Consider the following 25,437-nt stretch of genomic DNA (forward strand, 5'->3'; position numbering starts at 1 on the left):
CCGCAGGCGCTTCAGCGCTTGCCGACCTTGTTGTAGGGCGCGAAGAGTTCCACCGCCCAGTCCACGAACACGCGCAGCTTGGCGCTCAGGTGCCGGTTGGTCGGGTACACCACGTGCAGGGGATACGGCTCGGGCGCCCAGCCCTGCAGCACCTCGACCAGCGCGCCGCTGGCCAGGTAGGGCGCGGCTATCACATCGAAGGTCTGCGCCACGCCCATGCCGGTGAGCATCGCGCTCAGGTGCGCCGTGCTCTCGTTCACGCCCACCACGGTGTGGCCGTGGATCTCGATGCGCTCCTCGCCGCGCCCATAGCGCAGCGGAATCGGCCGGTTGCTCAGCGACGAGAAGTAGCCCACCACGCGATGCGTGCCGTCGCCGAGGTCCGCAGGCGTCTTCGGCACGCCGTGGCGCTCCAGATAGGCCGGCGTGGCGCAGGTCACGAAGGGCAAGGTCGCGATGCGGCGCGCCACGAGCGACTGGTCGGTCAGCTCGCCGGCACGGATCACGCAGTCGACCGCATCGCCGATCAGGTTCACCGGCCGGTCGCTCACGCCGATCTCGAGTTCGATCTCGGGATAGCGCGCATGGAACGTCGGCAGCTGCGGAATCAGGATCATGTTGGCCAGCGAGGAGCCGACGTCCACCCTCAGCCGCCCACGCGGATTGGCCTGTGCGTTGGTGAGGTCGGACTCGATGTCTTCCAGTTCGGCCAGCACGCGCGCGGTGCGCTCGTAGTAGGCCGCGCCCTCGGGCGTGACCGTCACGCGCCGCGTGGTGCGCTGCAGCAGCTTCACGCGCAGGTGCGTTTCGAGTTGCTGCACCATCTTCGTCACGGTGGGCTTGGGCATCTGCAGCGAGTCGGCGGCGCGCGTGAAGGTGCCGGCCTCGACCACGCGGGCAAACACGCGCATGGCGGTGATCTGGTCCATCGCCGGATTATTAGTGATCCGGAAACAAACAAATCCCGCGCGCCGTCTTGGTCCGCGTGGGGGTCGCGCCCAAACTTCCTTCCATCGACAACGCTGCATTGCAGCAACCACCAAGGAAGAAACCATGACCCTCAAGCTCGACGACAAGATCGCCCTCGTCACCGGCGGCACCAGCGGCATCGGCCTGGCCACCGCGCAACGCTTCGTGGCCGAAGGCGCGCACGTGTTCATCACCGGCCGCCGCAAGGCCGAACTCGACGCGGCCGTGAAAGCCATCGGGCGCAACGTGACCGGCGTGCTCGGCGACGTGTCGAAGCTCGAAGACCTCGACCGGCTCTACGCTGCCATCAAGCAGGAGAAAGGCCGCCTCGACGTGCTGTTCGCCAACGCGGGCGGCGGCAGCCTGCTGCCGCTGGGGCAGATCACCGAGGAACACTTCGACAAGATCTTCGGCACCAACGTGCGCGGCCTGCTCTTCACGGTGCAGAAGGCGTTGCCGCTGATGCCCAAGGGCTCGTCGATCGTGCTCAACGCATCGATCACCAGCATCAAGGGCAACCCGGCCTTCAGCGTCTACAGCGCGACCAAGGCGGCGGTGCGCAGCTTTGCGCGCAGCTGGACGGTGGACCTGAAGGACGCCGGCATTCGCGTGAACGCCGTGAGCCCGGGCGTGGTGCCGACCCCCGCCTACGACCTGCTGGGCCTCACGGCGGAACAGGTGCAAGGCTTCGTCGAGGGACAAACCCAGAACATCCCGCTGGGCCGGGTCGGCACGCCTGACGAAATCGCCAAGGCCGTGGTGTTCCTGGCCTCCGACGACAGCAGCTTCGTCAACGGCGTCGAGTTATTCGTCGACGGCGGCATGGCGCAGATCTGACGATCAGCGCTTGGTGACGGACACCAGCTCCACTTCGAAATTCAGCGTGGCGTTCGGCGGAATCACGCCGCCGGCGCCGCGCGAACCGTAGGCAATCGACGGTGGGCAGGTCAGCTTGGCCTTGCCGCCGGGCTTCATCTTCTGCACGCCTTCGGTCCAGCACGGGATCACGCCGTTGAGCGGGAACTCGGTGGGTTCGCCGCGCTTGTAGGAGCTGTCGAATTCCTTGCCCGTGTCGGGGAAGGTGCCGCGGTAGTGAACCTTGACCACGTCGGTGGCCGCAGGCGAAGCGCCGGTGCCTTCCTTGATCGACTGGTAGATCAGGCCGCTTGGCGTGGTCACGGGCGCAGATTGCGCGAACGCGGCGGGCATTGCAAAGACGGACACGAGAGCGGCACAGAAAAGAGACTTCACAAAACACCTCGAAGGTTGAGAGGCCCCGATTATGGCCAGCGGCCCATATCGGCCCATGCCGGCCTCGTTGGAACGGCCCTTGCTTTGCTGAATGTGCACTGTCAACATTCACGCAGAGAGGAAGCCGCATGAACTCCACCGAAGCCAGCACAGGCGCAGCAGCGCCGGCCCACACAGGCACCGGCCATCTCAAGAAAGTGCTCGGCCCCGTGCAACTCTGGGGCATTGCGGTGGGCCTCGTCATCTCGGGTGAGTACTTTGGTTGGAGCTACGGCTGGAACACGGCCGGCACGCTCGGCTTCCTGGTTGCCACGGTGCTGGTGGCCACGATGTACACCACCTTCATCTTCAGCTTCACCGAGCTCTCCACAGCCATTCCGCATGCGGGTGGTCCTTTTGCTTATGCGCGGCGCGCCTTCGGACCCAACGGCGGTTTTGTCGCGGGCTTTGCGACGCTGATCGAATTCGTCTTCGCGCCGCCGGCCATCGCGCTGGCCATCGGCGCGTACCTCAACGTGCAGTTCCCGGGCATCAACCCGAAGTGGTTCGCCCTGGGCGCGTACGTGATCTTCATCGCGCTCAACTGGGTCGGCGTGGGCATCGCGGCGGCCTTCGAGTTGTTCGTGACGGTGCTGGCCATCGTCGAGTTGCTGGTGTTCATGGGCGTGGTCACGCCGGGCTGGACCATGGCCAACTTCGTGGCCAACGGCTGGGCCGGCGGCAGCGTGCTGAACGGCGCGGCCATCTCGGGCATCTTCGCCTCCATACCGTTCGCGATCTGGTTCTTCCTCGCCATCGAGGGCGCGGCCATGGCCGCCGAAGAGGCGCGCGACCCGCACCGCACCATTCCCATCGCCTACACCACGGGCATCGTCACGCTGGTGGTGCTGGCCTTCGGCGTGATGATTTTCGCGGGCGGCGTGGGCGACTGGCGCAAGCTCGCCAACATCAACGACCCGCTGCCACAAGCCATGAAGGCGGTGGTGGGCGACAACAGTGGCTGGCTGCACATGCTGGTGTGGATCGGCCTCTTCGGGCTGATCGCTTCGTTCCACGGAATCATCATGGGCTACTCGCGCCAGATCTTCGCGCTGGCGCGCGCCGGTTACCTGCCGCGCTACTTCGCCGGCCTGAGCCCGCGCTTCGACACACCGCACCGCGCGCTGCTGGCCGGCGGCGTGATCGGCGTCATTGCCATCTTCAGCGACGAGTGGGTGCAGTTCGGCGGCCAAACGCTCACTGCCAACATCGTGACCATGGCCGTGCTCGGCGCCATCGTGATGTACCTGATCTCGATGGCCGCGCTGTTCAAGCTGCGCCGCACCGAGCCGAACCTGCTGCGCACCTACCGCGCGCCCTTCTACCCGGTGTTCCCGGCCATCGCGCTCGGGCTCGGCGTGGTGTGTCTGGGTGCGATGGTGTGGTTCAACGGCATGCTCACGCTGCTGTTCATCGTGCTGATGGCCGCGGCGTACGGCTACTTCCTGCTGACATCGGCGCAGCGCAAAGCGGCCGCGCCCGACGAGATGCTGTCTTCTTCGACGACCTCCGCCTGACACCTGAAGAAAGATGCTGTATCGCACCACCATCGCCGACCAGGTCTTCGCCTTCGAAGACCTGCGGCAGGTCATGGCCTTCGCAAGCCCCGCGCGCTCGGGCGACTACCTCGCGGGCATCGGCGCGGCCACCGCGCAGCAGCGCATGGCCGCGCGCCACGTGCTGGCCGACACGCCGCTCAAGCAGTTCCTCTCTGAAGCGCTGATTCCGTACGAGAGCGACAACATCACGCGCCTCATCATCGACAGCCACGACGCGCAAGCCTTCGCGCCGGTGTCGCACCTCACGGTCGGCGACTTCCGCAACTGGCTGCTGTCCGAGGCTGCCACCACCGCCACGCTCACCGCGCTTGCGCCGGGCCTCACGCCCGAGATGGTGGCGGCCGTGTCCAAGATCATGCGCAACCAGGACCTGGTGTCGGTCGCGAAGAAGTGCAGCGTGGTCACGCGCTTTCGCGACACCATCGGCCTGCCCGGCCACCTGGCCGTGCGCCTGCAGCCCAACCACCCGACCGACGACCTGCGCGGCGTGGCGGCCTCCACGCTCGACGGCCTGCTCTACGGCGCGGGCGATGCGGTGATCGGCCTCAACCCGGCCTCCGACAGCATGCCGGTGCTTGGCCAGTTGCTGCGCATGCTCGACGAGGTGATCCAGCGCTTCGAGATTCCCACGCAAAGCTGCGTGCTCACGCACGTGACCAATACGCTCAAGCTGGCCGAGGCCGGCGCGCCGGTGGACCTGGTGTTCCAGTCGATCGCGGGCACCGAGAAGGCGAACCTCTCCTTCGGCGTAACGCCCGAGCTGCTCGACGAGGCCTACGCGGCGGCGCTGTCGCTCAAGCGCGGCACCATTGGCGACAACGTCATGTACTTCGAGACCGGCCAGGGCAGCGCGCTCTCGGCCAACGCCAACTTCGGCGTCGACCAGCAGACCTGCGAGGCGCGCGCTTATGCGCTGGCGCGGCGCTACAAGCCCTTTCTCATCAACACTGTCGTCGGCTTCATCGGGCCGGAGTATCTGTACGACGGCAAGCAGATCATCCGCGCCGGGCTCGAAGATCACTTCTGCGGCAAGCTGCTGGGCCTGCCCATCGGCTGCGACATCTGCTACACCAATCACGCCGAGGCCGACCAGGACGACATGGACACGCTGCTCGTGCTGCTGGGCACGGCGGGCATCAACTTCATCATGGGCATCCCGGGCGCGGACGATGTGATGCTCAACTACCAGAGCACCTCCTTCCACGACGCACTGTTCCTGCGCGAAACACTGGGCCTGAAGCGTGCGCCGGAGTTCGAAGCGTGGCTGCAGCGCATGCAGATCACCAATGCGGCCGGCCAGCTGGCACCGCCCTCTTCCAACCGGCTGCTGGCCGACATGAGCGGGCTGTCCGCACTCGCGTCATGAGCGATTCACCGGTCACCCCCAACCCATGGGCGCAATGGCGCTCGGCCACGCCCGCGCGGCTGGCACTGGGCCGCGCCGGCGCCGGCATGCCGACCGACGAGACACTGCGCTTCGGATGGGCGCATGCGATGGCCCGCGACGCGATCCACGCCGCGCTCGACGTCGATGCGCTCGAAGCCGCCTTGACCGCGCAGCGCTGGGAGGTCGCACGCGCACGCAGCCGCGCCGCGGACCGTATCGAATACCTGCGCAGGCCCGACCTCGGGCGCCAGCTCGATGAAGACGCCGCCACGCGCCTGCTCGGCGACCGGCGCTATGGCTGCGATGTCTGCGTGGTGGTCGGCGACGGGCTCTCCTCGCTCGCGGCGGCGCGTCATACGGTGCCGCTGCTCGCGGCATTGCGATCGCACCTGCCGCCCGACACGAGCTTTGCCCCCGTGGTCATCGCCACGCAGGCGCGCGTGGCGCTGGCCGACGAAGTGGGCGAACTGTTCGGCGCGGCGCTCTCGGTCATGCTGATCGGCGAGCGCCCGGGCCTCAGCTCGCCCGACAGCCTCGGCATCTACCTGACCCATTCGCCAAAGCGCGGCCGGCACGACGCCGAGCGCAACTGCATCTCGAACGTGCGCCCCGAAGGCCTGCCCTACGAAGTGGCCGCGTTCAAGCTGGCATGGCTGATGCGAGAGTCCCTGCGCAGGGGACTGACCGGCATCGGGCTCAAGGACGAGAGCGATCTCGCGGTGCTTGAACAGCGCCAGGCGCCATCGCTCGCGCGCTGAGCACAACCCACAAGCGGCAACGCCGGAACTGTCACGAGCGCTTCGTACGCTCGTCATCGTCTTTTTTTGTCCAACGCATGCACTCAAACAGGAAAAAAGCAATGCAACGTCGCCTCCTTCTTCTCTCGCCAATTGCCGCTGCGATGGCTGCGGCCGGCTGTGCCAGCCTGTCGTCCTCCGCGGGGCCGGCCCTTTCGCCCGGCCACTGGGACGCCTTCAATCGTGCGCAGATCGAGGGCCTGATCGCCAGCCTCGGCAAGGGCAGCCCGGGCTACAACGCCGCGAAGCGGCCGTACGTGGTGTTCGACTGGGACAACACCAGCGTCTTCCTCGACATCGAAGAGGCCTCGCTCATCTACCAGCTCGAGAACCTCGTCTTCGGTGCCACGCCCGCGCAGCTCGAAGTGGCGCTGCGCAAGAACATCCCGAAGAAAGACTTCCTGCCCGCGTACAACAACGCGGCCGGCCAACCGGTGAACATCGACCGCGTGGTGCCCGACATCGTCGCGAGCTACACCTGGCTTTACCAGAACTACAAGGGCCTGAAAGGCGACCAGTCGCTGGCCGTGGTGGCACTGAGCCCGCATTACGGCGCATTCACCACCAAGGTGCGCTACCTGTACGAAGCCATCGGCGACACCTTCGACCACGACACGGCCTACCCGTGGGTCACGTACCTCTTTGCCGGCATGACCGAGGCGCAGGTGCGCAAGCTCACGGCCGACACGGTGGCATGGCAGCTGAAGGAGCCGGTCGCCAAGGTCAAGTGGACTTCGCCCACCGCGCTGCCGGGCCGCGCGGGCGTGGTCTCGGTGAGCTGGAAGAACGGCCTGCGCCTGCAGCCCGAAATGCAGGAGCTGTATGCCGCCTTCCGCAACGCGGGCTTCGACGTGTGGGTGTGCTCGGCATCGTTCGTCGATGTGATCAAGGAGATCTCGTCGAACCCCGCCTTCGGCTACAACAATCCGCCCGAGCGCGTGCTCGCGATGGAGCTGGAGCGCGATGCCAGCGGCGTGATCCAGCCCGAGTTCCGCCGCGGCTACGACCAGACGCAGGGCCCGGGTAAGACGAAGAACATCCAGCGCTTCCTGGTCAGCAAGTACGGCTACGGCCCGAGCTTCGTGGCCGGCGACAGCGAAGGCGACCAGAACATGATGGCCGACTTTGCAGACACGAAGAAGGTGCTGATCGTCAATCGCCTGCGCGACCCGAAGACCGACATCGGCAAGTTCTCGGCCATGGCAGTGCAGAACTACGGCAAGGCCGACACGCGCTACCTGCTGCAGGGGCGCGACGACAACACGGGCTCGTGGGTACCCTCGCAGCTGCACACGCCGCTGGGTGCAGCACAGGGCAAGGCGCTGAAGTAAACGCGGCGCACCGCGGGCGGTTGCCTATGATCCTGGCATCGAACACCAGGAGACAACATGACAACGGCCCGCTACCCCCTTGCCGAACTGAAAGACCTGCCCGAGGACATCCGCACCGCGATCCTCGCCGTGCAGGAAAAAGCCGGCTTCGTGCCGAACGTGTTCCTCGGCCTCGCGCGCCGCCCCACCGAGTGGCGCGCGTTCTTCGCGTATCACGACGCGCTCATGCTCAAGGAAGAAGGCTCGCTCACCAAGGGCGACCGCGAGATGATCGTCACTACCACCAGCGCGGCCAACCAGTGCCTGTACTGCGTGGTGGCGCACGGCGCGCTGCTGCGCATCTACGAGAAGAAGCCGCTGGTGGCCGACCAGGTGGCGGTGAACTACCGCAAGGCCGACATCACGCCGCGCCAGCGCGCGATGCTCGATTTTGCGATGAAGGTCTGCGACCGCTCGCACGAGATCGACGACAGCGACTTTCCGCCGCTGCACGCCCACGGCTTCGACGACGAGGACATCTGGGACATCGCGGCCATCACCGCCTTCTTCGGCCTGAGCAACCGCCTGGCCAGCTTCAGCGGCATGCAGCCGAACAACGAGTTCTTCCTCATGGGGCGGTTGCCCCGCGAGAAGAAGTAGCCGGGCCCGCTCAGGCCTTCGCGCGGCAGGATGCGAGGGCGTCCAGTGCCGGCTTGTAGGTGGGCGTGGTCACGTCCATCACGCCAAGCACCGTGTGATACAGGTTATCGTGCGTGAGCGGCGCATCGAGCCCCGCCTCCATGCACGAGCGCGAGAGCTTGCGCCGCTCGCTCATGCCTTCGCTGAACCACGTGACCATGGGCACGTGCTTCTGCGCCTCAGGCGCGAAGCTGTAGGGCACACCGTGCAGGAACAGGCCGTACTCGCCGAGCGACTCGCCGTGGTCGCTCACGTACAGCATGGCCGGGTCGTACTGCTTCGATTGCGCCTTGAGCCAGTCGATGGTCTGGCCGAGGAAGCGGTCGGTCTGCACGATCGAGTTGTCGTACACGTTCATCAACTCGGCGTGGCCGCACTCGGCCAGCGCATTGGTCTTGCACTCGGGCAGGAAGCGCTTCACATCGGCCGCCGAGCGCTTGTAGTAGGCCGGGCCGTGGCTGCCCATCTGGTGCATCACCAGCACGATGCCCTTGGCGCGGCGCTCGGCCGGCAATGCGGCGATGCGCTCGTCCAGGCCCTTGAGCATCACGTCGTCGAGGCATTCGTCGCCGTCGCACAGAGCCTTCTTCGTGGCGGCATCGAGGCCGTCGAAGGCCGAGGCGTTCGGAATGCGGGTGCAGACGTCCTTGCAGCCAGCCTGGTTGTCGAGCCAGAACACGGCCAGCCCGGCGGCCTGCAGCACGTCGACCAGGTTCTCGTAGTCGTCCTTGCGCGATTCGTAGCCCTGCTTGCCCAGCGGCGAGAACATGCACGGTACCGAGGCCAGCGTATTGGTGCCGCAGGAATGCACGTCGCGGTAGCTCAGCACGCCGCGCTTGGCCAGCTCGGGCGTGGTGTCGCGCGCATAGCCGTTGAGGGCGAAGTGGTCGGCGCGGGCCGTCTCGCCCACCACCACCACGAACAGCGGCGGCTTGGTCTGGGCCGCATAGCTCGCCCCCAGCGCCGTGCCGGCGGTGATCGGAATCAGCTTGCCGCTACGCTTGAACAGCGGCTTGATGAGCAGCGAACCCGTGGAATAGAGGGTTGCGATGGGGTTCATCATGTAGCGCAGATGAACGTTGTTGCGCATCAGCGGCGCCAGCTCGCGGTTCATGGACACCGCCGCGCCGAGCGCCACGACCACCGACAGCAGCAGCAGCGCCACGTTGCGCCATAGCTTCGACAGGATGCCCATCGGCGCGACGCGCACCCGCCACAGCAACCAGGCCGCAGGCAGCACCACCACGCCCACGTTGAAGGCCATGCGCCAGCTCAGCAGGTCGCGCGCCTCGTTCGGGTCGGTCTGCAGCGCGTTGGCGATCATGGTCGGGTCCATCACCACGCGGTACTCGAGCATGTAGTGCTGCACCACCGCGGCCAGCACGACCACGGCGAGCCACAGCGGCTTCATCCAGCGTGACCAGGCTGTGAGCGACAGCATGGCCGCCGAGCCGCACAGCGTGAGCAGGCTCATGACCACGATGGTCGACATGTAGGTGCTCGGCGCACCACCGATGCGGGCCAACTCGTTCCACAGCGGCCAGTTGGTGGTCAGGACGAGGTAGAGGCTGAGCCACAGGACGACCACGGCGGCCGAACGCGGCCGCTCCAGCCAGAGATTGAAGCGCACCCACGGGCTGCCGAAGGCAGGCGAGTGTGGCGTTTTGGAGTCAGAAGTACCCACCCGCTGCAATGGGGCGGGAGCGATTCGCGAAACAGACATGTGGCGAATGTAACGAGCCCGCCTGAAGGGAGCCTGAACTGACTATTCAGTCAGTGTTCAGGCTGGCCCTGCGCATCCTCAGCATCCTCATCCTCGCGCGCCGCCGCGTCACGAAAGCACCGCTGGAAACGGCCAGGCTCAGCGGCCGGCTGATGCCGCGTTCCACCACGATCGACACCACCGCGCCCAGCATCGCCGCCGCCACGATGTCGGAGGGGAAATGCAGGCCCAGGTACACCCGGCTCCACGCCACCACGGCGGCCACCAGCAGCGCCGCCAGCATGGGCCAGCGAGAAGGCAGGCACCAGAGCGCAAAGGCCGCGGCAAAGGTGCCGGCCGCATGCAGGCTCGGGAAGCCGGGCCGCGCACCCTGCGGCACCCACTGGATGCCCAGGCCATAGAACGCGGGCCGGGGAATCGGCGCCACCGTGCGGATCATGTTCACGATCAGCCACACGGCCAGCACACTCATCAGCACCGTGAACAGCGCATAGCGCCAGCGCCGGCTGAACAATGCGCAGACCCCGATGGCGAGCGTCAACAGAGCAGGCAGCAGGTCGGAGGAGAACTCTGCGAAGCCCAGGCTCCATGCCGGTACCGACATGCCCGCGTTGATCAGCCTGAACAGCGCGAAATCAAGGTCCTGCATGTGCGGGCACCGCCGGTCTCAATGCGCGCGAACCGAAGCGCGTTACCGCCACTTCGATGGCAAAGCCCACAACCCAGCAGACCCAGGCCGTCCAGAGCGTGTGGCTCATGTAGTGGGCGCCGCGCAGCTGCTGTGACACACCCAGCACGAGCCCTGCAACCATCGCCGCCCCCAGCCAGATTGCTGCAGCGCGGGACGACACCCGGCGCAGCACGAAATACCCGCCCACATAGGCAAAGGCCGCCGAAGCATGGCCGGCCGGGAAGCACCCGCCGGGCCCGCCGTCGTCGACGCCCCACGACCAGTGCGACACGTAGCGCGCCATGCCGCCGAACTCTTGCAGATCCCAGGGGCAGCTGGTGTGGCTGGCATGCTTGAGCACGCTGACCGCAATCACCGAGAGCAGCACGGTCAGGGCCAACTGGGCACGGCTGCCTGTGCTCAGGCGGCGCAGCAGGCCGAAGGGCCAGCGGATCGCGGCGAACAGCGTGATCACGAGCACCCAGCTGAGGTCACGGGCGCCCTCATGCATCACATGAACCATGAAGGGGCTGTCGCGCAGGGGAAACCCGATGTGGGACCCTGCCATGCGCGCCAGCATCAGATCCCCGCCCGTCGCGTCCCACGCCATCAGTGCAACCAGTGCGATAAGGGTCAGAACCCCCAGACGAAAATTGGGAAAGCGAGTCATGGACGAAGGCAGGACTGAAAAACAGTCGCGAGCCTACGTTTGCGGAATGAACCGAGCCTGAAGCAAGATGAACCGAACCTGACTGAAAGGCCCGGTGCAACTCGGTGACGCTAGACTGCAATTTTTCTTGGAAAGACATGCGTGCGCATATTGCTGGTCGAAGATGACAGTGCATTGGCAGATGCCGTCTGCAGCTATCTGTTGGCCAAGGCTTTCGTGGTCGACGTGGCGCCCAGCCTGGCCGACGCGCGCGGCGCCCTGCTCTCGGTGCAGTACGCAGCCGTGCTGCTCGACCTGCATCTGGGCGACGGAGACGGCCTCTCGCTGCTGCCGCAGATCCGCGCCCTGCCCGAGCGCCCCATCGTCATCGTGCTGACGGCCCGCGACCAGGTAACAGACCGCATCCGCGGCCTGGACGCCGGCGCCGACGACTACCTCATCAAGCCCTACGACCCCGCCGAGCTGCTTGCACGCCTGCGCGCGGTCGAGCGGCGCCGCAGCTCCAGCAGTTCGCCGGTGCTGCACCTCGGCACGCTCGAGATCGACCTGGCGCACGACATGGTGCGCAAGGACGGCTCGCCGATCACGCTGACGCAGAAGGAATGGGCGCTGCTGCGCGTCATGGCCACGCGGCCCGAGCGCATCCACACGCGCGAGAACCTCGCCGATGCGCTGTACGGCTTCGGCGACGAGGCCGACAGCAACACGCTCGAAGTCTTCATCAGCCGCCTGCGGCGCAAGCTCGGACGCAGCCACATCCAGACACTGCGCGGCCTCGGCTACCGGCTGTCGTTCTCCGCGGACGACGACGAATGAGTGCCTCCAGCTTCGCGGCCGGCCGCGACTCGCTCGCCGGCCGGCTGACCCGCACGCTGATCGTCTGGGTCGGCGGCGTGTGGCTGTTGTGCGTGTTCGCCGTGGTCTGGTATGTGGACCGCGAGATCAACCACAACTTCGACAACGAACTGGTCGAGGTCTCGCACCGCATGTTCGCGATGGCGGTGCAGGAACTGGAAAAGCTGCAGCACCCGGGCCAGGAGCCGCCGCGCGAACCGCTGATCGCGCCCAAGCAGCTGTTCTCGGAAGACGCGGTGATCTACCAGATCGTCGATCTGCACGAGCATGTGATGCTGCGCTCCGCCGAGGCGCCCGCGGACACCTTCGACGTGCCGCTGGCCGCCGGCTTCGCGAACAACCCGACCTGGCGCATCTACACCGTGCGACACCCGACGCTGGGCCTGTTCTTCCAGGTGGCGGACCCGCTCGACGAACGCCGCCACGCCCTCAACCGCACGCTCTTCGGCCTGATCATTCCGCTCGGCGCAGTGCTGCCGCTGCTTGCGCTGGTGTTGCGCAACGTGGCGCGCACCGAGCTGCGGGTGCTGCAGGATCTGGCCGGCGAGATCGAGAAGCGCAGCGGCGCCGACCTGAGCCCGATTGCCCTGCCCGGCGGGTTGCCCAAGGAGTTGCGCACTGTCGGCGATCACGTCAACCGGCTGCTGGAGCGGCTGTCTCACTCGCTCGACGTGGAGCGCGCCCTGGCGGCCAATGCCGCGCACGAGCTGCGCACGCCGCTCGCCGCCGCCCGCCTGCGGCTGCAGACCGCGCTGGAGCACGACCTGCAGCGCAACGACGTGCAGGCCGCGCTCGATGCGCTGCGCACCCTCAGCCATCGCACCGAAAAGCTGCTGCAGCTGTCGCGCGCGGAATCGGGCGCCTCGCTCGCGCGCACGCGGGTCGACCTGGTGCAGCTTGCCGGCACCGTGGCGCAGGAGTTCTGGCAAGACCCGCAGAATGCCGAGCGACTCATGCTCAAGGTGCCCGACAGCGTCGTGCCACTGGCCCTCGGCGACGTCGATGCTCTCGCAATTGCCCTGCGCAACCTGGTGGAGAACGCGCTGCGCTACGGCGGCGGCCGCGTCGTCATCGAGGTGATGTCGCCTTGCACCCTGGCCGTGCGCGACACCGGCCACGGCGTTACCCCCGCGCAGCTCGAAACCCTGCGCGAGCGCCACGTGCGCCACAGCTCCGACCGCGCGGGCTATGGTCTGGGCATCTCGATCGTGGGCACCATAGTCGAGAAGCACGGCGCGAAGCTCGAACTCTCGTCGCCGCCCGTAAGCGCGGCGCACGGCTTCGAGGCACGCATCGTGCTGCGACCGGCCTGAGCCTCTTCAGCGCCGGGCAGCTTCCTTCTTCGGCACAAAGCCATAGGAGTTGTCGAAGCCGAACTGCCCGGCGTCGTACATCGCCGCCATCTTCTTCACGAGGTGCTGCTGCACTGGCTTGGGCAGCGCGAAGTAGTTGCCATTGGCAGTGGTCGTGCGATCGCCGTCCAGATGACCGGTGATGGCGTGGATCGTCGCCTTGCGGCCCAGATGGAAAGCGACGATCTTGATGCGCCCCACGTAGTCGTCGTTGTCGATGTGATCGGCGTCAACGGGGTTGAAGAAGCGATACACGAGGATCGGGTCGACCAGCCCGTCGCCGTCGATGTCAGCGAGTTCAATGAGCTTCGAGCGAAAGTTGACGCCAGCCTCGTCCTTGCTGGCGAAGTCGCGGATCGACCATTCACGGGTCAAGGTGTTGTCGCCGCCCACCTTGTAGAGCGAGGCCTGGATGGCCGAGGACAGCAGTTCCCCGTCGTATGGCTCGTCCTGCTTTTCGCCGAGCAGCAAGACGTAGCTGCCCGACTTGTCGGTGTAGCAATAGCGCTTGAATGCGGGGAGTTCAAGCCCTGCCTTCTTCAGCGCCTCGGCGCTCGCGTACGGCGCATTGGCTGCGCATTCGTTCTTGCCGGGTAGGCCTATCTGGGCGTGGCTGCCGGTGACAAGCAATGCCAGGAGCGTTAACGCCAGGAGCTTCCGCTTCATCGGACCGCCGTTCACTCGCTCACCAGCGCGCGCAGCCAATCGGGCAGCGCCAGCGCCTTCTGCTTCGGGAAGTCGACCCAGATGGTGGTCGCGCCGCCGGCCGCGCAGATCACGTCGGGCTCTTCCTCGCGGGCCATGGTGCCCCAGCTCTCGAAGGTAGTGCGGCCGGGGTCGCTCACGTACATCTTGAGCAGCACGTTGCCCGGGTATTCGATCTGCCGGTAGAAATTGCAGAAGGCGTTGACGATCACCATGCCCTCGCCGCCAGGCTCGGGCTCGAAGCCGATGGAGTGCATCCAGTCGATGCGCGCGGTTTCGAGGTAGCGAAAGTAGGTGCCGTTGTTCAGATGGCCCATTGCATCCATGTCGCCCCATCGGATCGGGATCGACGTTTCATACACGAGCTTTTTCTTTTCGGGGATTTCGATTCTCATCGGTGCGCCTTGATGGATGCGAAGATGCCCAGCACGAACAGCAGCGCCGCCGCCCACTCGGCGGCCTGCGGCCAGCGGCCGTCCCAGACGAAGGAATAGAACAGCGCGAACAGCGTCTCGCTGACGATCAGCTGGCCGCACAGGCTGGCGGACAGGCGCTGGCTCGCGACGTTCCAGAGGATGGTGGCCAGCCACGACGAGCCGAAGCCGCTCGCCAGCGCGATCCACATGAACAGCATGCCGTCGGGCTGCGCCTGCAGCGTCGCCACGTCGCTACCCGCAACGCCCCACAGCAGCAAGGCGCCCAGGCCGGTCGCCACGCCGAGCCAGTTGGCCCAGTCGGTTGCGTTGAGCTCGGTGTGGCGCTGCAGCCAGGCGGCATTGAGCAGGCCGTACACCGTCCAGCTTGCCATTGCGGCCAGCGCCAGCGCGATGCCCCAGCCGAAGCGGGCACCGCCACTGCCTGCGCCGTGCTGCGCGGACCATGCGCCATAGATCATCAGCGCGATGCCCGCGCCCGTGAGCAGCAGCCCCGGCAGCAGCGCGCGCATCCGCAGGCCGACGGGCCGGCCCAGCAGCATCATCCAGACGGGGATCGTGCCGATGATGAGGCTGGGTACCTCGGTGCCCGCCGCCTCGATGCCGAAGGCCAGCAGCAGGTAGTAGCCGGTAAAGCCCAGCACGCTGAGCCCCAGAGCCGCGAGCGCCTGCCGCCCGTTCGGCCAGCGCACGGCGGCAGGCCGCGCAAACACGGCAAGCGCCGAGACCGCTCCGAACACCGCGAAGCGCGAGGCCGTGATGTCCACCATGCCGAAATGGCCCACCATGCGCGGTGCCACGAAGGTCAAGCCCCAGAGCGCACCCGCGGCCAGTCCGGCCGCAATGCCGACCCAAGCCCGCGGACTCAGAGCGAGAACCCGTCGTCAGCCGCGATGACGGCGCCGTTCACGAAGTGGCTCTGGCCGCTGGCCAGCAGCACGATCAGGCCGTCCAGGTCTTCGGGCTTGCCCACGCGCTTGCGCGGCAGCATGTTGACCAGCCTGGCGCCGCCTTCGGTGCTCCAGTGTTCCTCGTTGAGCTCGGTCGTGATGTAGCCCGGGCACAGCGCGTTCACGTTGATGCCGAAGCGCCCCCATTCGAGCGCCATGGCCTTGGTCATCTGCACCACGGCGATCTTGCTCATGCAGTACGTGCCGATCTGCGGCATGACCTTGAGCGCCGCCGCCGACGCAATATTGATGATGCGCCCACCGATGTAGGTGCCAGGCGCCGTGCCCTGGGCGCGCGCCAGCATGCGCTTGCCGACCTCTTGCGCCACGAAGAAGGAGCCCTTCACGTTGGTGTCGAAGATGTAGTCGTAGTCGTCGGGAGTCACGTCCTGCAGGCGCTGTGTGGTGCTCACGCCCGAGTTGTTGACCAGGATGTCGATGGCGCCCACCTCGGTCTCGGCACGCGCGACCGCCGCCTTGATGCTGCTGATGTCGGTCACGTCGAGCTCGACCACGTGGGCGTCGCCGCCCTCGCCTTCGATGCGTGCGCGCAGCTCCTTGAGCTTCTCGACGCGGCGGCTGGCCAGCACCACAGCGGCGCCCGCACGAGCCAGGGTTTTCGCGAACTGGGCGCCGAGCCCGCTGGAGGCGCCGGTGACGAAGGCCACGCGGCCGGAAAGATCGATGCTGTAAGCCATGAACTGAATCCTGTGGAGTCGCGCAGGTGACGCCCAAGCGCCCCGCCCACGAGTGACACGGACCGCCCGTGGACGCCGCATAAAATGCCCCGCAACCCGGGAAGCCCCGCGCCTCGAAAAATCATTATCGACCCAACCCACATGACCCACGACGAAATCCTCGCCCAGTTCGGCCCTCGCGAAGCCATGGAATACGACGTGGTCGTGGTCGGTGGCGGCCCGGCCGGCCTCTCGACCGCGATCCGGCTCAAGCAACTCGCCGCGCAACACGAAAAAGAGATCTCGGTCGTGGTGCTCGAAAAGGGCTCGGAGCCCGGCGCGCACATCCTCTCGGGCGCCATCATGGACCCGCGCGCGCTCAACGAACTGCTGCCCGACTGGAAGGAACTCGGCGCCCCGCTGAACCAGCCGGTGACAGACGACGCGATGGTGTTCCTGGGCGAGAAGTCGAGCCTGCGCACTCCCAACCTCTTCCTGCCGGCCTGCTTCCAGAATCACGGCAACTACATCATCAGCCTGGGCGCCTTCACCAAGTGGCTGGCGCAACAGGCCGAGAACCTCGGCGTCGAGATCTTCCCGGGCTTTCCGGCCGCTGAAGTGCTCTACAACGAAGACGGTTCGGTGCGCGGCGTGGCCACCGGCAACATGGGTGTCGGCAAGGACGGCGAACCGACCGAGAACTTCCAGCTCGGCATGGAGCTGCTGGGCAAATACACGGTGTTCGCCGAAGGCGCGCGCGGCCACCTGGGCCGCCAGCTCATCGCAAAGTACAAGCTCGACGCAGGTAAAGACCCGCAGACCTACGGCCTCGGCGTGAAGGAAGTCTGGGAAATCGACCCCAAGCGCCACCAGCCCGGCTTCGTGCTGCACACCGCCGGCTGGCCGATGGACAACAACACCTACGGCGGCGCCTTCCTCTATCACATGGAGGACAACAAGGTCACCATGGGCTTCATCACGGGCCTGGACTACAGCAACCCCTACCTGAGCCCATTCGAGGAAATGCAGCGCTGGAAGCTGCACCCCAACATCCGCTGGTACCTCGAAGGCGACGAGGCCAAGGGCATCAAGCCGGCCAAGCGCATCGGCTACGGCGCGCGCGCCATCACGGCCGGCGGCCTGATGTCGCTGCCCAAGACGGTGTTCCCGGGCGGCGCACTGGTCGGCTGCGAGGCCGGCTACCTCAACGTGAGCCGCATCAAGGGCAGCCACGCCGCCATCAAGACCGGCATGCTGTGCGCCGAGGCCGCCTTCGACGCGGTCACAGCCGGCCGCCAGCACGACGAGCTCACGGCCTACCCGGCCGCCTTCGAGAAGAGCTGGCTGCACGCCGAGCTGAACAAGGCGCGCAACTTCAAGGCCTGGTTCAAGAAGGGCCTGGGCATTGCAACTTTCATGAACGGCATCGAGCAATGGCTGCTCAAGGGCCACATTCCATGGACGCTGCACCGCAACAAGCCCGACCACCAGTACCTGAAGCCCGCGGCGGAGTGCAAGCCCATCGTCTATCCGAAGCCCGACGGCAAGCTCACCTTCGATCGTCTCTCCAGCGTGTTCATCAGCAACACGAACCATGAAGAGCAGCAGCCGGCCCACCTGACGCTGAAGGACGCGACGGTGCCGGTCAACGTCAATCTCGCCAAGTTCGCGGGCCCTGAGAGCCGCTACTGCCCGGCCGGCGTGTACGAGTTCGTCGGCACGGAAGACGGCAAGCAGCGCCTGCAGATCAACGCGCAGAACTGCGTGCACTGCAAGACCTGCGACATCAAGGACCCGACGCAGAACATCGTGTGGGTTACGCCTGAAGGTGGCGGTGGGCCGAACTACGTGGGGATGTAAGGCGCTCTGCGCTTGTGTGGAAAAGCCCTCTTCGGAGGGCTTTGTCGTTTTCGGTGATGCGTGCGTTCGGGGTGCGTGCGAAGGGCGCCGGGTGCTCCCCTCCGCGAATGTCCCCCGGCCTGCGGCCTCCTCCTTTATTTCGCTGCGGGGAGCACCCGGCGCCCTTCGCACAATGAGTGCTGCTGTTGTGTTCGCCGACCAACTGCCGCTCTATCGGCTCTTCAACGTCTGTCCGCACTCCCCGCGTCCAGGAAATATTTACGGCTTCACGCCGCCTCCGCGCTTGCGCGCATACAGATACGCCCCGGCCGTGCCGCATGCGACCGGCAGTGTCAGTGCCAGCCACGCGTACCAGCCGGGTATCGAGGATCCGTAGGGCCCTATCACCATGAGCACGAAGAACGAAGCCGTCATCAGGCCTGCGGCCAGCCCGTGCCGACAAGGCCGGCTGCGCGCATGCGATGCGGCGACATAGCCACAAGCAAGGTAGACACACACCCCGAGCGCAAACGACAGGACGAGGCTGGGTGTCAACGCAAAACCGTAGACCTGCGCATAGGCCTCCTTGGGAGAGGCGCCCAGCGACTGCAGGACCAGGGTGCTCACATTAGCGAGCAGGGTACTGCCATAGGTCTGTCCGCCGACACCAACCGCCGCGCCAAGCAACGCGGCGCGCCAACTGAACCGGTCGCTATCGATCCGGTCCGGGTCGAGATTGCGCACGGCATCCGACACTTCAAATCTGCTGTCCATGAACTGATCCTCCGCTCCAGCAGGTACTTTAAGCGTGAACTCATCCGCGACAGGAGCACTGCGGAAAGCATCGTCCGGTTTTTTCCGCGGCGATGCGTCCATTCGGAAACCCGTGGCGTAAATGGAATCAGGACGGCGATGCACGTTGCCGCCCGCCAACCCATTCAACTTCTCGAAGAGGATCTTTCGCCATGAACACCCTGCTCCACCGCATCGCCATCGCCGCAACTCTGGCCCTCGCCGCCGGCCACGTGCTCGCCGCAGACCCGGCACCTGCCCCCGCACCGGTCGCCAAGGCTACGCCTGCCAACAAGCTGTCCGCCGCCCGCGCGCTGATCGCCGACAGCAAGTGGACTGCAGCCATCAGCGAACTCGAACGCGTCAACGACACCGGCAATGCCGACTGGAACAACCTCATGGGCTACACCCTGCGCAAGTCCGGCGCCGGCAAGTGGGCCGCCTCGGAGAAGTACTACGACGCCGCGCTGAAGATCGATCCGAAGCACGTCGGTGCGCTCGAATATTCGGGCGAGCTGTACATCTCGATGGGTGACCTGCCCAAGGCCGAGCAGCGTCTTGCCGCGCTGGGCCAGGCCTGCAACATGGCTTGCCCGGAGTACAAGGACCTGAAGGCTTCCGTCGAGAGCTTCAAGGCCGGTGGCGCCAAGAAGAGCTGAGCATGAGGCGGGCCGGCCGGCCCGCTTCATGTGGCGGCTACCTGGCAACCAGGAAGACGTAGTCCGCGCTGTAGTCCTGCCGGATGCGCTTGCCCGCATCGGCCTGCGCCTCGCACCCCTTTGCCGGCGCATTGCCGCCAAGGGTATTGATGCGCTGCACGCTGGTAACGTCGGCCAGTTTGCCGGGGCCGCCCGCCGACTTGGCGGACAGCAGCAGCCACGGAATGTCGGCCTCGCGCTGGCCGTTGGCGCGGGCCTTCACCGTGCCCAGCGTCTTGCTGCCGTCCAGCGCGGTCCAGTTGGGCCCCGCGCCGTGCGTGCCGGCCTTGGCGCCGCCGGGGCCGTAAAGCTCCGCCTCGGGCGCCACGAACTGCCAGGCCAGCGCGCCCTTGTCGCCGGCCTTGCATTCGTAGATCTGCACGCCCACTGCGTGCCAGGTGAAGGCGGCGCGTTCGCCATCGGATGCCTTGATGGCGGCCGGCAGCTCGGTGGCTGGCGATGCGCAAGCGGCAAGCAAGGCGGCGCCCAGCAGGGCAGTGCACGAGGGAAGAATTCGCGTCGATTTCAATGTCATGGCATTTCCCGGTTCAGGAAGAAAAGATAAACGAACGAGTGCGGACCGGATCATCCGGCCCTTCTCCAGAAACGACACGCACGCAGGAACGGATGCAATACTCGCCCGCATGAATAGAAATATTCTGATGAGCCTGCAAGACCTGATCGCTGGCGCGGCCCGTGGCGACCACGCGTGCTTTGCGCAGATCTACGAACGCACGCACCTGCATCTGTTCGGCGTCGCGGTTCGTATGTTGGGCAATGAACAGGCGGCCGAAGACGTGCTGCAAGAGGCCTATGTGAGCATCTGGAAAAACGCGGGCGGCTATCGCTCCAGCGTCGACGGGCAAGAGATCCAGCCCATCACCTGGCTGATCGCGATCGTGCGCAACAAGGCGCTGGACGCGCTGCGCGCGCGCAAGCGGCGCAACACCCACGAACAACCGCTGGCCACGGGTCCGGACGGCGAGGCAGAAACCGAGGCCGATACGGCAGCCGACCCGGCCCCCGGCGCAGCGCAGCTGTTCGACCAGGCCATGCATGCGCTTCGCATCGATGGCTGCATGTCTGCGCTCGACGGCAGCTTCCGCCAGAGCCTGGCGCTTGCCTACTACCAGGGCCTGTCGCACACCGAGGTGGCCGCGCAGATGAATGCGCCGCTCGGCACGGTCAAGGCCTGGATCCGGCGCGGGCTCGACAAGCTGCGCGCCTGCCTGAGCGCGCAGGGGGTGGCGCCATGAGATACACCGACGCCCGCCTGCTCGATGCACTGGCATCGGCCTACGCACTGGGCACGCTCGAGGGCGGCGCACGGCGGCGCTTCGAGCGGCTGATGCGCGATCGCGCGGACGTGCGCGACGTGGTGGCGCAATGGGAGCAGCGGCTCGGGCAGCTGGCCCTGTCGGTGCAGCAGCGCAAGCCTTCGGCCGATCTCTGGCGCGCGATCGCCGCACGCACCCAACCCGCCCAGGCACAGCAAGCACGACAGGCGCGGCCTTCTCGCTGGACCGGCTGGCTGCGGCCCGCAGGCTTCAGCTTCGGCGGGCTCGTGGCGGGCGTCATCGCCGCGAGTGCGTTGTTCCTTGCCGTGCCCGGCGCCTTCATCACGAGCGACCAGCTCGCGATGCGCACGGGCGAGCGGCTGCCGCAAAGCTATGTGGGTGTGCTCACCGACACCGAGGGCCGGGGCCGATTGCTGGTCAGCTCGCTGCGGCATGGCCGCACGGTCACACTGAAGGTGCTGGGTGCGACAGCGCTGCCCGTTTCGGGCGATGAACGGCTCGTGCTGTGGGCCTTGCCCGCCGATGCAGCGCCCTTCGCCATCGGCACGGTGCCGGCGAGCGGCGCTGGCACGCTGACGCTGCCCGACACCTCCGAGAAACTTCTGTCGAAGGTCTCGCGCCTCGTCGTGACGCGCGAGCGCAGCGCCTCGCCCGCGGCCCCCAGCGCCGACGTGGTGTTGAGCGGCGCCTGCGCCAAGCTCTGGTGAGCCTCGCTTATTCTTGCGGCTCACAGGAGACAAAACCCATGCAGATCGTCATCACCGGCGGCGCCGGTTTTCTGGGCGCGCGCCTCGCACGCACGCTGTTGAAGCAAGGCAAGCTTTCGCTGGCCGGCGCACCGGCCCGGCCCATCGAACGCATCACGCTGGTCGACCGCGCGGGCGCTCCCGCCGACCTCGCGGCCGATGCGCGCATCACCACCGTGACGGGCGACCTGAACGCACAGCTCGCCGCTGACGCAGATGCCACCGTCTGGCGCGAAGCCGATGCCATCTTCCACCTGGCCGCCGCGGTGAGCGGTGAATGCGAAGCCGACTTCGACCTCGGCATGCGCAGCAACTTCGCGGCCACGCATGCCTTGCTCGAAAAAGTACGCACGCTCGGCACGAAACCCGTGCTGGTGTTCGCCAGTTCGCTCGCAGTGTTCGGCGATTCGCCCGAGCAGCCGCTGCCGAAGGTGATCGAAGACCACACGCTGCCCACGCCGCAGACCAGCTACGGCATCCAGAAATTCATTGGTGAACAGCTGGTGGCCGATTTCACGCGCAAGGGTTTCGTGCGCGGGCGCAGCGTGCGGCTCATGACGGTGAGCGTGCGCCCGGGCAAGCCCAACGGCGCGGCCTCGGGCTTCTTCAGCGGCATGATCCGCGAGCCGCTGGCCGGGTTGCCCGCCGCCTGCCCCGTGCCCGACGCAACGCCTGTCGCCATTGCGTCACCGGCGCGCACCATCGAAGGCATCATCCGCGCCGCCGAGGCCAGCGATGCGCAGTGGGGCCCGCGCACTGCGCTCAACCTGCCCTCTCTCGCCACCACGGTCGGCGAAATGGCCGCGGCGCTGGAGCGCGTGGCCGGCAAGGCCGCCACCGCCCTGCTGGACCGCACACCCGACCCGACGATCCAGCGCATCGTGAAGACCTGGCCGGGCCACATCGATACCGTGCGCGCGAGGGCGCTCGGGCTCACGTCCGACGAAAACTTCGAGGCCGTCATTCGCGAGTACGTCCGTGAAAATCCCGACGCGGTAAAGCTCCCGGGTGTTGCATAGTCCGTTGCGCCTGACGCGCACCTGACCCCAACCCCGGAGACATCATGAAACTCGGCCACATCGCCGCCGCCTGCCTTTCGCTTGCCCTGGGCACTTCCGCCTTCGCGCAGCAACCGACCGTTCTGAAGATCGGCTACGCGACCTCCAAGGAGTCGCACTACGGCGTGGGCTCCACGGTGTTCTGCGAAGAAATCGAGAAAGGCACCCAAGGCCGCTACAAGTGCCAGCACTTCGCCAACTCGGCACTCGGCGGCGAGCGCGAGCAGATCGAGGCCATCCAGCTCGGTACGCAGGACCTGGTCAACACCTCGACCGGCCCGGTGGGCAACTTCGTGCCCGAGGTCAAGATCGTCGACATTCCGTTCCTGTTCCGCGACTACGACCATGCGCGCAAAGTCATGGACGGCCCCATCGGCCAGGACATCCTGACCAAGTTCCCGAGCAAGGGCATCATCGCGCTGGCCTGGACGGAGAACGGCTTTCGCCACATGACGAACAGCAAGCGCGACATCGTCAAGCCCAGCGACGCGGCCGGCCTGAAGATGCGCACCATGGAAAACAAGGTGCACATGGACGGCTACCGCACCTTCGGCATCCTGCCCACGCCCATGGCTTTCCCCGAACTGTTCGGCGCGCTGCAGCAAGGCACGGTCGACGGGCAGGAGAACCCGATTCCGGTGATCCTGTCGTCGAAGTTCTCGCAGGTGCAAAAGCACCTCTCGCTCACAGGCCACGTGTACTCGCCGGCGCTGCTTCTGCTGTCGCCGAAGGTGTGGAACAAGCTGTCTGACGCCGACAAGAAGGTGTTCACCGAAGCCGCGAAGAAGGCCGCCATTGCCCAGCGCAAGAAGGTCAACGACGACGAGAACAACGGCATTGCCCAGCTCGAGAAAGACGGCATGAAGGTCACGCGCACCGTCGACGGCGCCGCCTTCCGCGAGGCGCTGAAGCCCGCCTACGTGAGCTACGCCAAGGAATTCGGCGCGGACAACATCAAGAAGATCACGGACGTCAAGTAAGCCCTGAGCCGCAACGGCCGACCCTCCGGCAACGCGCCCGGCACGCATGCGTGCGCCGGGCGCTTCGTTTTTCAGACAGAACAGAGAACAACACAAAGTGCAAGCCTTCGAGCGCTACTTTCTCGCCGCCAACCGCTGGGCGCTGATTCTTCTGCTGGCCGCCATGTCGGTCATCATCTTCACCAACGTCGTGCTGCGCTACACCACGAGCCAGTCGCTCGAATGGGCCGAGGAGGTGTCGCGCCACATGATGATCTGGCTCACATTCCTGGGCGCCGGGCCGGTGCTGCGCTACGGCGGGCACATCGCGGTCGAGAACCTGCAGGACGCCTTGCCCCGCAGCGCGGCCGTCGCGGTGCGCATCGTCGTCGCCGGGCTGCTCTTCGCATTCTTCGGCTTCATGGTCTGGTACGGCTGGCTGTACATGGAACGCACGATGTTCCAGCTCACTGCCGTGACTCAGATTCCGTTCGCCTACATCTACAGCGCGATGCTGTTCGGCGGCATCTTGTTGATCGTGCACTGGCTGCTGGTGGTGCGTGGCTACGTGCTGCGCAGGGAGTTCGCGTCCGACGCGCACTTCGACGCCAACGCCTCGGCGTCGCTGTAGGGAGAACGACCATGGACGCAAGCATTGTTCTGATCGTTTCCGCCTGCATTTTCCTGGCCATCGGCGTGCCGGTGGCCTTTGCGCTGGGCCTTTCCACCGTTACCACGCTGATCCTTGCGGAGAACTACCCGCTGATGGTGCTGCTGAAGGAAACCTTCACCGGCATCGACAGCTTTCCGCTGATGGCCGTGCCCTTCTTCATTCTTGCGGCCGAACTCATGAGCGGCGGCTCGCTCACCGAGGTGCTGCTGCGCTTCGCGGGCCAGTTCGTGGGCCACCGGCGCGGCGGGCTGGGCTACACCAACGTGGTGTCGCTGACCTTCTTTTCGGGCATCTCGGGCTCGGCGCTGGCCGACGCGGCGGGGCCGGGGTCGATGCTCATCAAGATGATGGACAAGGCCGGCTACGACCGCTCGTACGCGGCGGCGCTCACGGCCTCGACCGCCATCGTGGGGCCGATCATCCCGCCCTCGATCATCATGATCATCTACGCGCTGCAGGACGAAAGCGTATCGGTCGGCACGCTGTTCGCGGCCGGCATCATGCCGGGCATCCTGATCGCGGTGGCGATGTGCGTCGTGAACTTCTACGTCTCGAAAAAGCGCAACTACAAGGGCGACGGGCAAACGCCGCCGCTGCGCGAGATCCTGGTCACGACCTGGAAGGCGATTCCCGCGATCCTGCTGCCGGTGGTGATCCTGGGCGGCATGCGCGCCGGCTGGTTCACGCCGACCGAGGCCTCGGTGGTGGCGGTGTTCTATGCGCTGGTGTGCGGCAAGTTCGTCTACCGCACGCTCGAGTGGAAGATGCTGCCCGACATCCTCTCGCGCTCGGCGTTGCTGTCGGCTTCGGTGCTGATCATCATCGGACTGTCGGCCTCGTTCGCGTGGGTGCTGACCATCGAGGGCATTCCGCAGCAGATGGCCGAATGGCTCATCAGCATGAACCTCTCGCCGTGGATGTTCCTGATCATCGTCAACGTGTTCCTGCTGCTGTTCGGCATCTTCATCGAGCCGCTGCCGGGCGTGATGGTGCTGGCGCCGATCCTCGCGCCGGTGGCCATCAAGCTGGGTGTGGACCCGGTGCACTTCGCGATGATCGTGATCTTCAACCTCACGCTGGGCATGATCACGCCGCCGGTGGGCGGGCTGCTGTTCGTGACCTGCAACGTGTCGAAGGTGCCGATGTCGGCGCTGGTGAAGGAACTGGTGCCGTTCCTTTGGGCGCATGGGGCTGTGCTGGTCATCCTGACCTTCGTGCCCGCGCTGAGTACGTGGCTGCCGCACGTGCTCGGGTTCAAGTAACGGATTGGACTCCGGGGCCTGATCGGCCCGGTGAATCGGCGGATGTTCACTGCCAGAATCGGGCG

The 25,437-nt window shown here is 66.3% G+C and carries 27 protein-coding genes; 16 read left to right on the forward strand and 11 right to left on the reverse strand.

The window, feature by feature from the left end; translation table 11 throughout:
• Positions 1-11 precede the first annotated feature (11 nt).
• On the reverse strand, positions 12-929 hold the full coding sequence (locus ACN9MV_RS19770; RefSeq protein WP_426389105.1) for a LysR family transcriptional regulator: 918 nt from the start codon (positions 927-929) through the stop codon (positions 12-14).
• A gap of 124 nt (positions 930-1,053) precedes the next feature.
• On the opposite strand from ACN9MV_RS19770, the gene ACN9MV_RS19775 reads away from it, so the two are divergent.
• Positions 1,054-1,806: a glucose 1-dehydrogenase gene (locus ACN9MV_RS19775; RefSeq protein ID WP_093176259.1), complete on the forward strand. Its 753-nt coding sequence runs from the start codon at positions 1,054-1,056 to the stop codon at positions 1,804-1,806.
• A 3-nt stretch (positions 1,807-1,809) separates the two neighbouring features.
• On the opposite strand, the gene ACN9MV_RS19780 is transcribed toward ACN9MV_RS19775, so the two are convergent.
• Positions 1,810-2,178, reverse strand: coding sequence for an FKBP-type peptidyl-prolyl cis-trans isomerase (locus ACN9MV_RS19780; protein ID WP_176928807.1), 369 nt, complete (start codon positions 2,176-2,178; stop codon positions 1,810-1,812).
• Between the two features lie 170 nt (positions 2,179-2,348).
• Between ACN9MV_RS19780 and eat the strand changes: the two genes are divergently transcribed.
• The 5 genes from eat (at position 2,349) to ACN9MV_RS19805 (ending at position 7,972) form a co-directional block, all read left to right on the forward strand.
• The gene (gene eat, locus ACN9MV_RS19785) at positions 2,349-3,776 is read left to right on the forward strand and encodes an ethanolamine permease (protein WP_093055605.1); all 1,428 of its coding nucleotides are present in this window, start codon (positions 2,349-2,351) and stop codon (positions 3,774-3,776) included.
• A gap of 13 nt (positions 3,777-3,789) precedes the next feature.
• Entirely contained in the window at positions 3,790-5,184 is a 1,395-nt protein-coding gene (locus ACN9MV_RS19790; RefSeq protein ID WP_354338241.1) for an ethanolamine ammonia-lyase subunit EutB, read from the forward strand.
• On the forward strand, positions 5,181-5,963 hold the full coding sequence (gene eutC / locus ACN9MV_RS19795; RefSeq protein WP_426389106.1) for an ethanolamine ammonia-lyase subunit EutC: 783 nt from the start codon (positions 5,181-5,183) through the stop codon (positions 5,961-5,963). The genes ACN9MV_RS19790 and eutC overlap by 4 nt, the downstream gene beginning before the upstream one ends.
• A 101-nt stretch (positions 5,964-6,064) precedes the next feature.
• On the forward strand, positions 6,065-7,333 hold the full coding sequence (locus ACN9MV_RS19800) for a haloacid dehalogenase-like hydrolase (RefSeq protein ID WP_426389107.1): 1,269 nt from the start codon (positions 6,065-6,067) through the stop codon (positions 7,331-7,333).
• 57 nt (positions 7,334-7,390) lie between these two features.
• A complete protein-coding gene (locus tag ACN9MV_RS19805) occupies positions 7,391-7,972 on the forward strand; it encodes a peroxidase-related enzyme (RefSeq protein ID WP_426389108.1) in 582 nt (193 codons plus the stop codon).
• Positions 7,973-7,982: 10 nt separating this feature from the next.
• Here ACN9MV_RS19805 and ACN9MV_RS19810 read toward each other — a convergent pair whose 3' ends face one another.
• Genes ACN9MV_RS19810 through ACN9MV_RS19820 form a run of 3 tightly spaced genes read right to left on the reverse strand, consistent with a single transcriptional unit; the run spans position 7,983 to position 11,074 of the window.
• On the reverse strand, positions 7,983-9,734 hold the full coding sequence (locus ACN9MV_RS19810; protein ID WP_426389109.1) for a phosphoethanolamine transferase: 1,752 nt from the start codon (positions 9,732-9,734) through the stop codon (positions 7,983-7,985).
• A gap of 46 nt (positions 9,735-9,780) precedes the next feature.
• Positions 9,781-10,383, reverse strand: coding sequence for a phosphatase PAP2 family protein (locus ACN9MV_RS19815; protein WP_426389110.1), 603 nt, complete (start codon positions 10,381-10,383; stop codon positions 9,781-9,783).
• Positions 10,370-11,074, reverse strand: coding sequence for a phosphatase PAP2 family protein (locus ACN9MV_RS19820; RefSeq protein ID WP_426389111.1), 705 nt, complete (start codon positions 11,072-11,074; stop codon positions 10,370-10,372). Before ACN9MV_RS19820 ends, ACN9MV_RS19815 begins: the two co-directional genes overlap by 14 nt.
• Before the next feature lie 141 nt (positions 11,075-11,215).
• Here ACN9MV_RS19820 and ACN9MV_RS19825 point away from each other — a divergent pair, with 141 nt between their 5' ends.
• Positions 11,216-11,890, forward strand: a complete 675-nt coding sequence (locus tag ACN9MV_RS19825) for a response regulator transcription factor (RefSeq protein WP_093073278.1) — start codon at positions 11,216-11,218, stop codon at positions 11,888-11,890.
• Positions 11,887-13,242: a sensor histidine kinase gene (locus ACN9MV_RS19830; RefSeq protein ID WP_426389112.1), complete on the forward strand. Its 1,356-nt coding sequence runs from the start codon at positions 11,887-11,889 to the stop codon at positions 13,240-13,242. Before ACN9MV_RS19825 ends, ACN9MV_RS19830 begins: the two co-directional genes overlap by 4 nt.
• Positions 13,243-13,248: 6 nt before the next feature.
• Here the strand turns inward: ACN9MV_RS19830 and ACN9MV_RS19835 are convergent, their stop codons facing one another.
• The 4 genes from ACN9MV_RS19835 to ACN9MV_RS19850 all read right to left on the reverse strand — a co-directional run bounded on the left by ACN9MV_RS19835 (position 13,249) and on the right by ACN9MV_RS19850 (position 16,068).
• The gene (locus ACN9MV_RS19835) at positions 13,249-13,947 is read right to left on the reverse strand and encodes a M949_RS01915 family surface polysaccharide biosynthesis protein (RefSeq protein WP_426389113.1); all 699 of its coding nucleotides are present in this window, start codon (positions 13,945-13,947) and stop codon (positions 13,249-13,251) included.
• An 11-nt stretch (positions 13,948-13,958) separates the two neighbouring features.
• A complete protein-coding gene (locus ACN9MV_RS19840) occupies positions 13,959-14,381 on the reverse strand; it encodes an acyl-CoA thioesterase (protein WP_093073272.1) in 423 nt (140 codons plus the stop codon).
• A complete protein-coding gene (locus ACN9MV_RS19845; protein WP_426389115.1) occupies positions 14,378-15,220 on the reverse strand; it encodes a DMT family transporter in 843 nt (280 codons plus the stop codon). Before ACN9MV_RS19845 ends, ACN9MV_RS19840 begins: the two co-directional genes overlap by 4 nt.
• A gap of 65 nt (positions 15,221-15,285) precedes the next feature.
• A complete protein-coding gene (locus tag ACN9MV_RS19850) occupies positions 15,286-16,068 on the reverse strand; it encodes an SDR family oxidoreductase (RefSeq protein ID WP_426389116.1) in 783 nt (260 codons plus the stop codon).
• Between the two features lie 141 nt (positions 16,069-16,209).
• Here ACN9MV_RS19850 and ACN9MV_RS19855 point away from each other — a divergent pair, with 141 nt between their 5' ends.
• The gene (locus ACN9MV_RS19855) at positions 16,210-17,907 is read left to right on the forward strand and encodes an electron transfer flavoprotein-ubiquinone oxidoreductase (protein ID WP_093073270.1); all 1,698 of its coding nucleotides are present in this window, start codon (positions 16,210-16,212) and stop codon (positions 17,905-17,907) included.
• Between the two features lie 258 nt (positions 17,908-18,165).
• On the opposite strand, the gene ACN9MV_RS19860 is transcribed toward ACN9MV_RS19855, so the two are convergent.
• The gene (locus ACN9MV_RS19860) at positions 18,166-18,762 is read right to left on the reverse strand and encodes a hypothetical protein (protein WP_426389117.1); all 597 of its coding nucleotides are present in this window, start codon (positions 18,760-18,762) and stop codon (positions 18,166-18,168) included.
• An 89-nt stretch (positions 18,763-18,851) separates the two neighbouring features.
• On the opposite strand from ACN9MV_RS19860, the gene ACN9MV_RS19865 reads away from it, so the two are divergent.
• Positions 18,852-19,337 carry a tetratricopeptide repeat protein gene (locus ACN9MV_RS19865; protein ID WP_426389118.1) on the forward strand — a complete coding sequence of 162 codons (486 nt, stop codon included), beginning with the start codon at positions 18,852-18,854 and terminating at the stop codon, positions 19,335-19,337.
• Positions 19,338-19,374: 37 nt separating this feature from the next.
• Here ACN9MV_RS19865 and ACN9MV_RS19870 read toward each other — a convergent pair whose 3' ends face one another.
• Complete coding sequence (locus ACN9MV_RS19870; RefSeq protein ID WP_426389120.1) at positions 19,375-19,911, reverse strand: DUF3455 domain-containing protein; 537 nt, start codon at positions 19,909-19,911, stop codon at positions 19,375-19,377.
• Between the two features lie 127 nt (positions 19,912-20,038).
• On the opposite strand from ACN9MV_RS19870, the gene ACN9MV_RS19875 reads away from it, so the two are divergent.
• The 6 genes from ACN9MV_RS19875 to ACN9MV_RS19900 all read left to right on the forward strand — a co-directional run bounded on the left by ACN9MV_RS19875 (position 20,039) and on the right by ACN9MV_RS19900 (position 25,372).
• A complete protein-coding gene (locus ACN9MV_RS19875; RefSeq protein WP_354338228.1) occupies positions 20,039-20,632 on the forward strand; it encodes an RNA polymerase sigma factor in 594 nt (197 codons plus the stop codon).
• Positions 20,629-21,381 (forward strand): anti-sigma factor, encoded by a 753-nt coding sequence (locus tag ACN9MV_RS19880; protein WP_426389122.1) that lies wholly within the window; start codon positions 20,629-20,631, stop codon positions 21,379-21,381. The genes ACN9MV_RS19875 and ACN9MV_RS19880 overlap by 4 nt, the downstream gene beginning before the upstream one ends.
• 38 nt (positions 21,382-21,419) lie before the next feature.
• Entirely contained in the window at positions 21,420-22,439 is a 1,020-nt protein-coding gene (gene denD / locus ACN9MV_RS19885) for a D-erythronate dehydrogenase (RefSeq protein ID WP_426389123.1), read from the forward strand.
• A 44-nt stretch (positions 22,440-22,483) separates the two neighbouring features.
• Entirely contained in the window at positions 22,484-23,458 is a 975-nt protein-coding gene (locus tag ACN9MV_RS19890) for a TRAP transporter substrate-binding protein (protein ID WP_093055567.1), read from the forward strand.
• 97 nt (positions 23,459-23,555) lie between these two features.
• Positions 23,556-24,068: a TRAP transporter small permease gene (locus ACN9MV_RS19895; protein WP_093055565.1), complete on the forward strand. Its 513-nt coding sequence runs from the start codon at positions 23,556-23,558 to the stop codon at positions 24,066-24,068.
• A gap of 11 nt (positions 24,069-24,079) precedes the next feature.
• Positions 24,080-25,372 (forward strand): TRAP transporter large permease, encoded by a 1,293-nt coding sequence (locus tag ACN9MV_RS19900; protein WP_093055563.1) that lies wholly within the window; start codon positions 24,080-24,082, stop codon positions 25,370-25,372.
• Positions 25,373-25,437: the final 65 nt, after the last annotated feature.

Source organism: Variovorax sp. R-27 (assembly GCF_049913215.1).
Taxonomy (GTDB): domain Bacteria; phylum Pseudomonadota; class Gammaproteobacteria; order Burkholderiales; family Burkholderiaceae_C; genus Variovorax.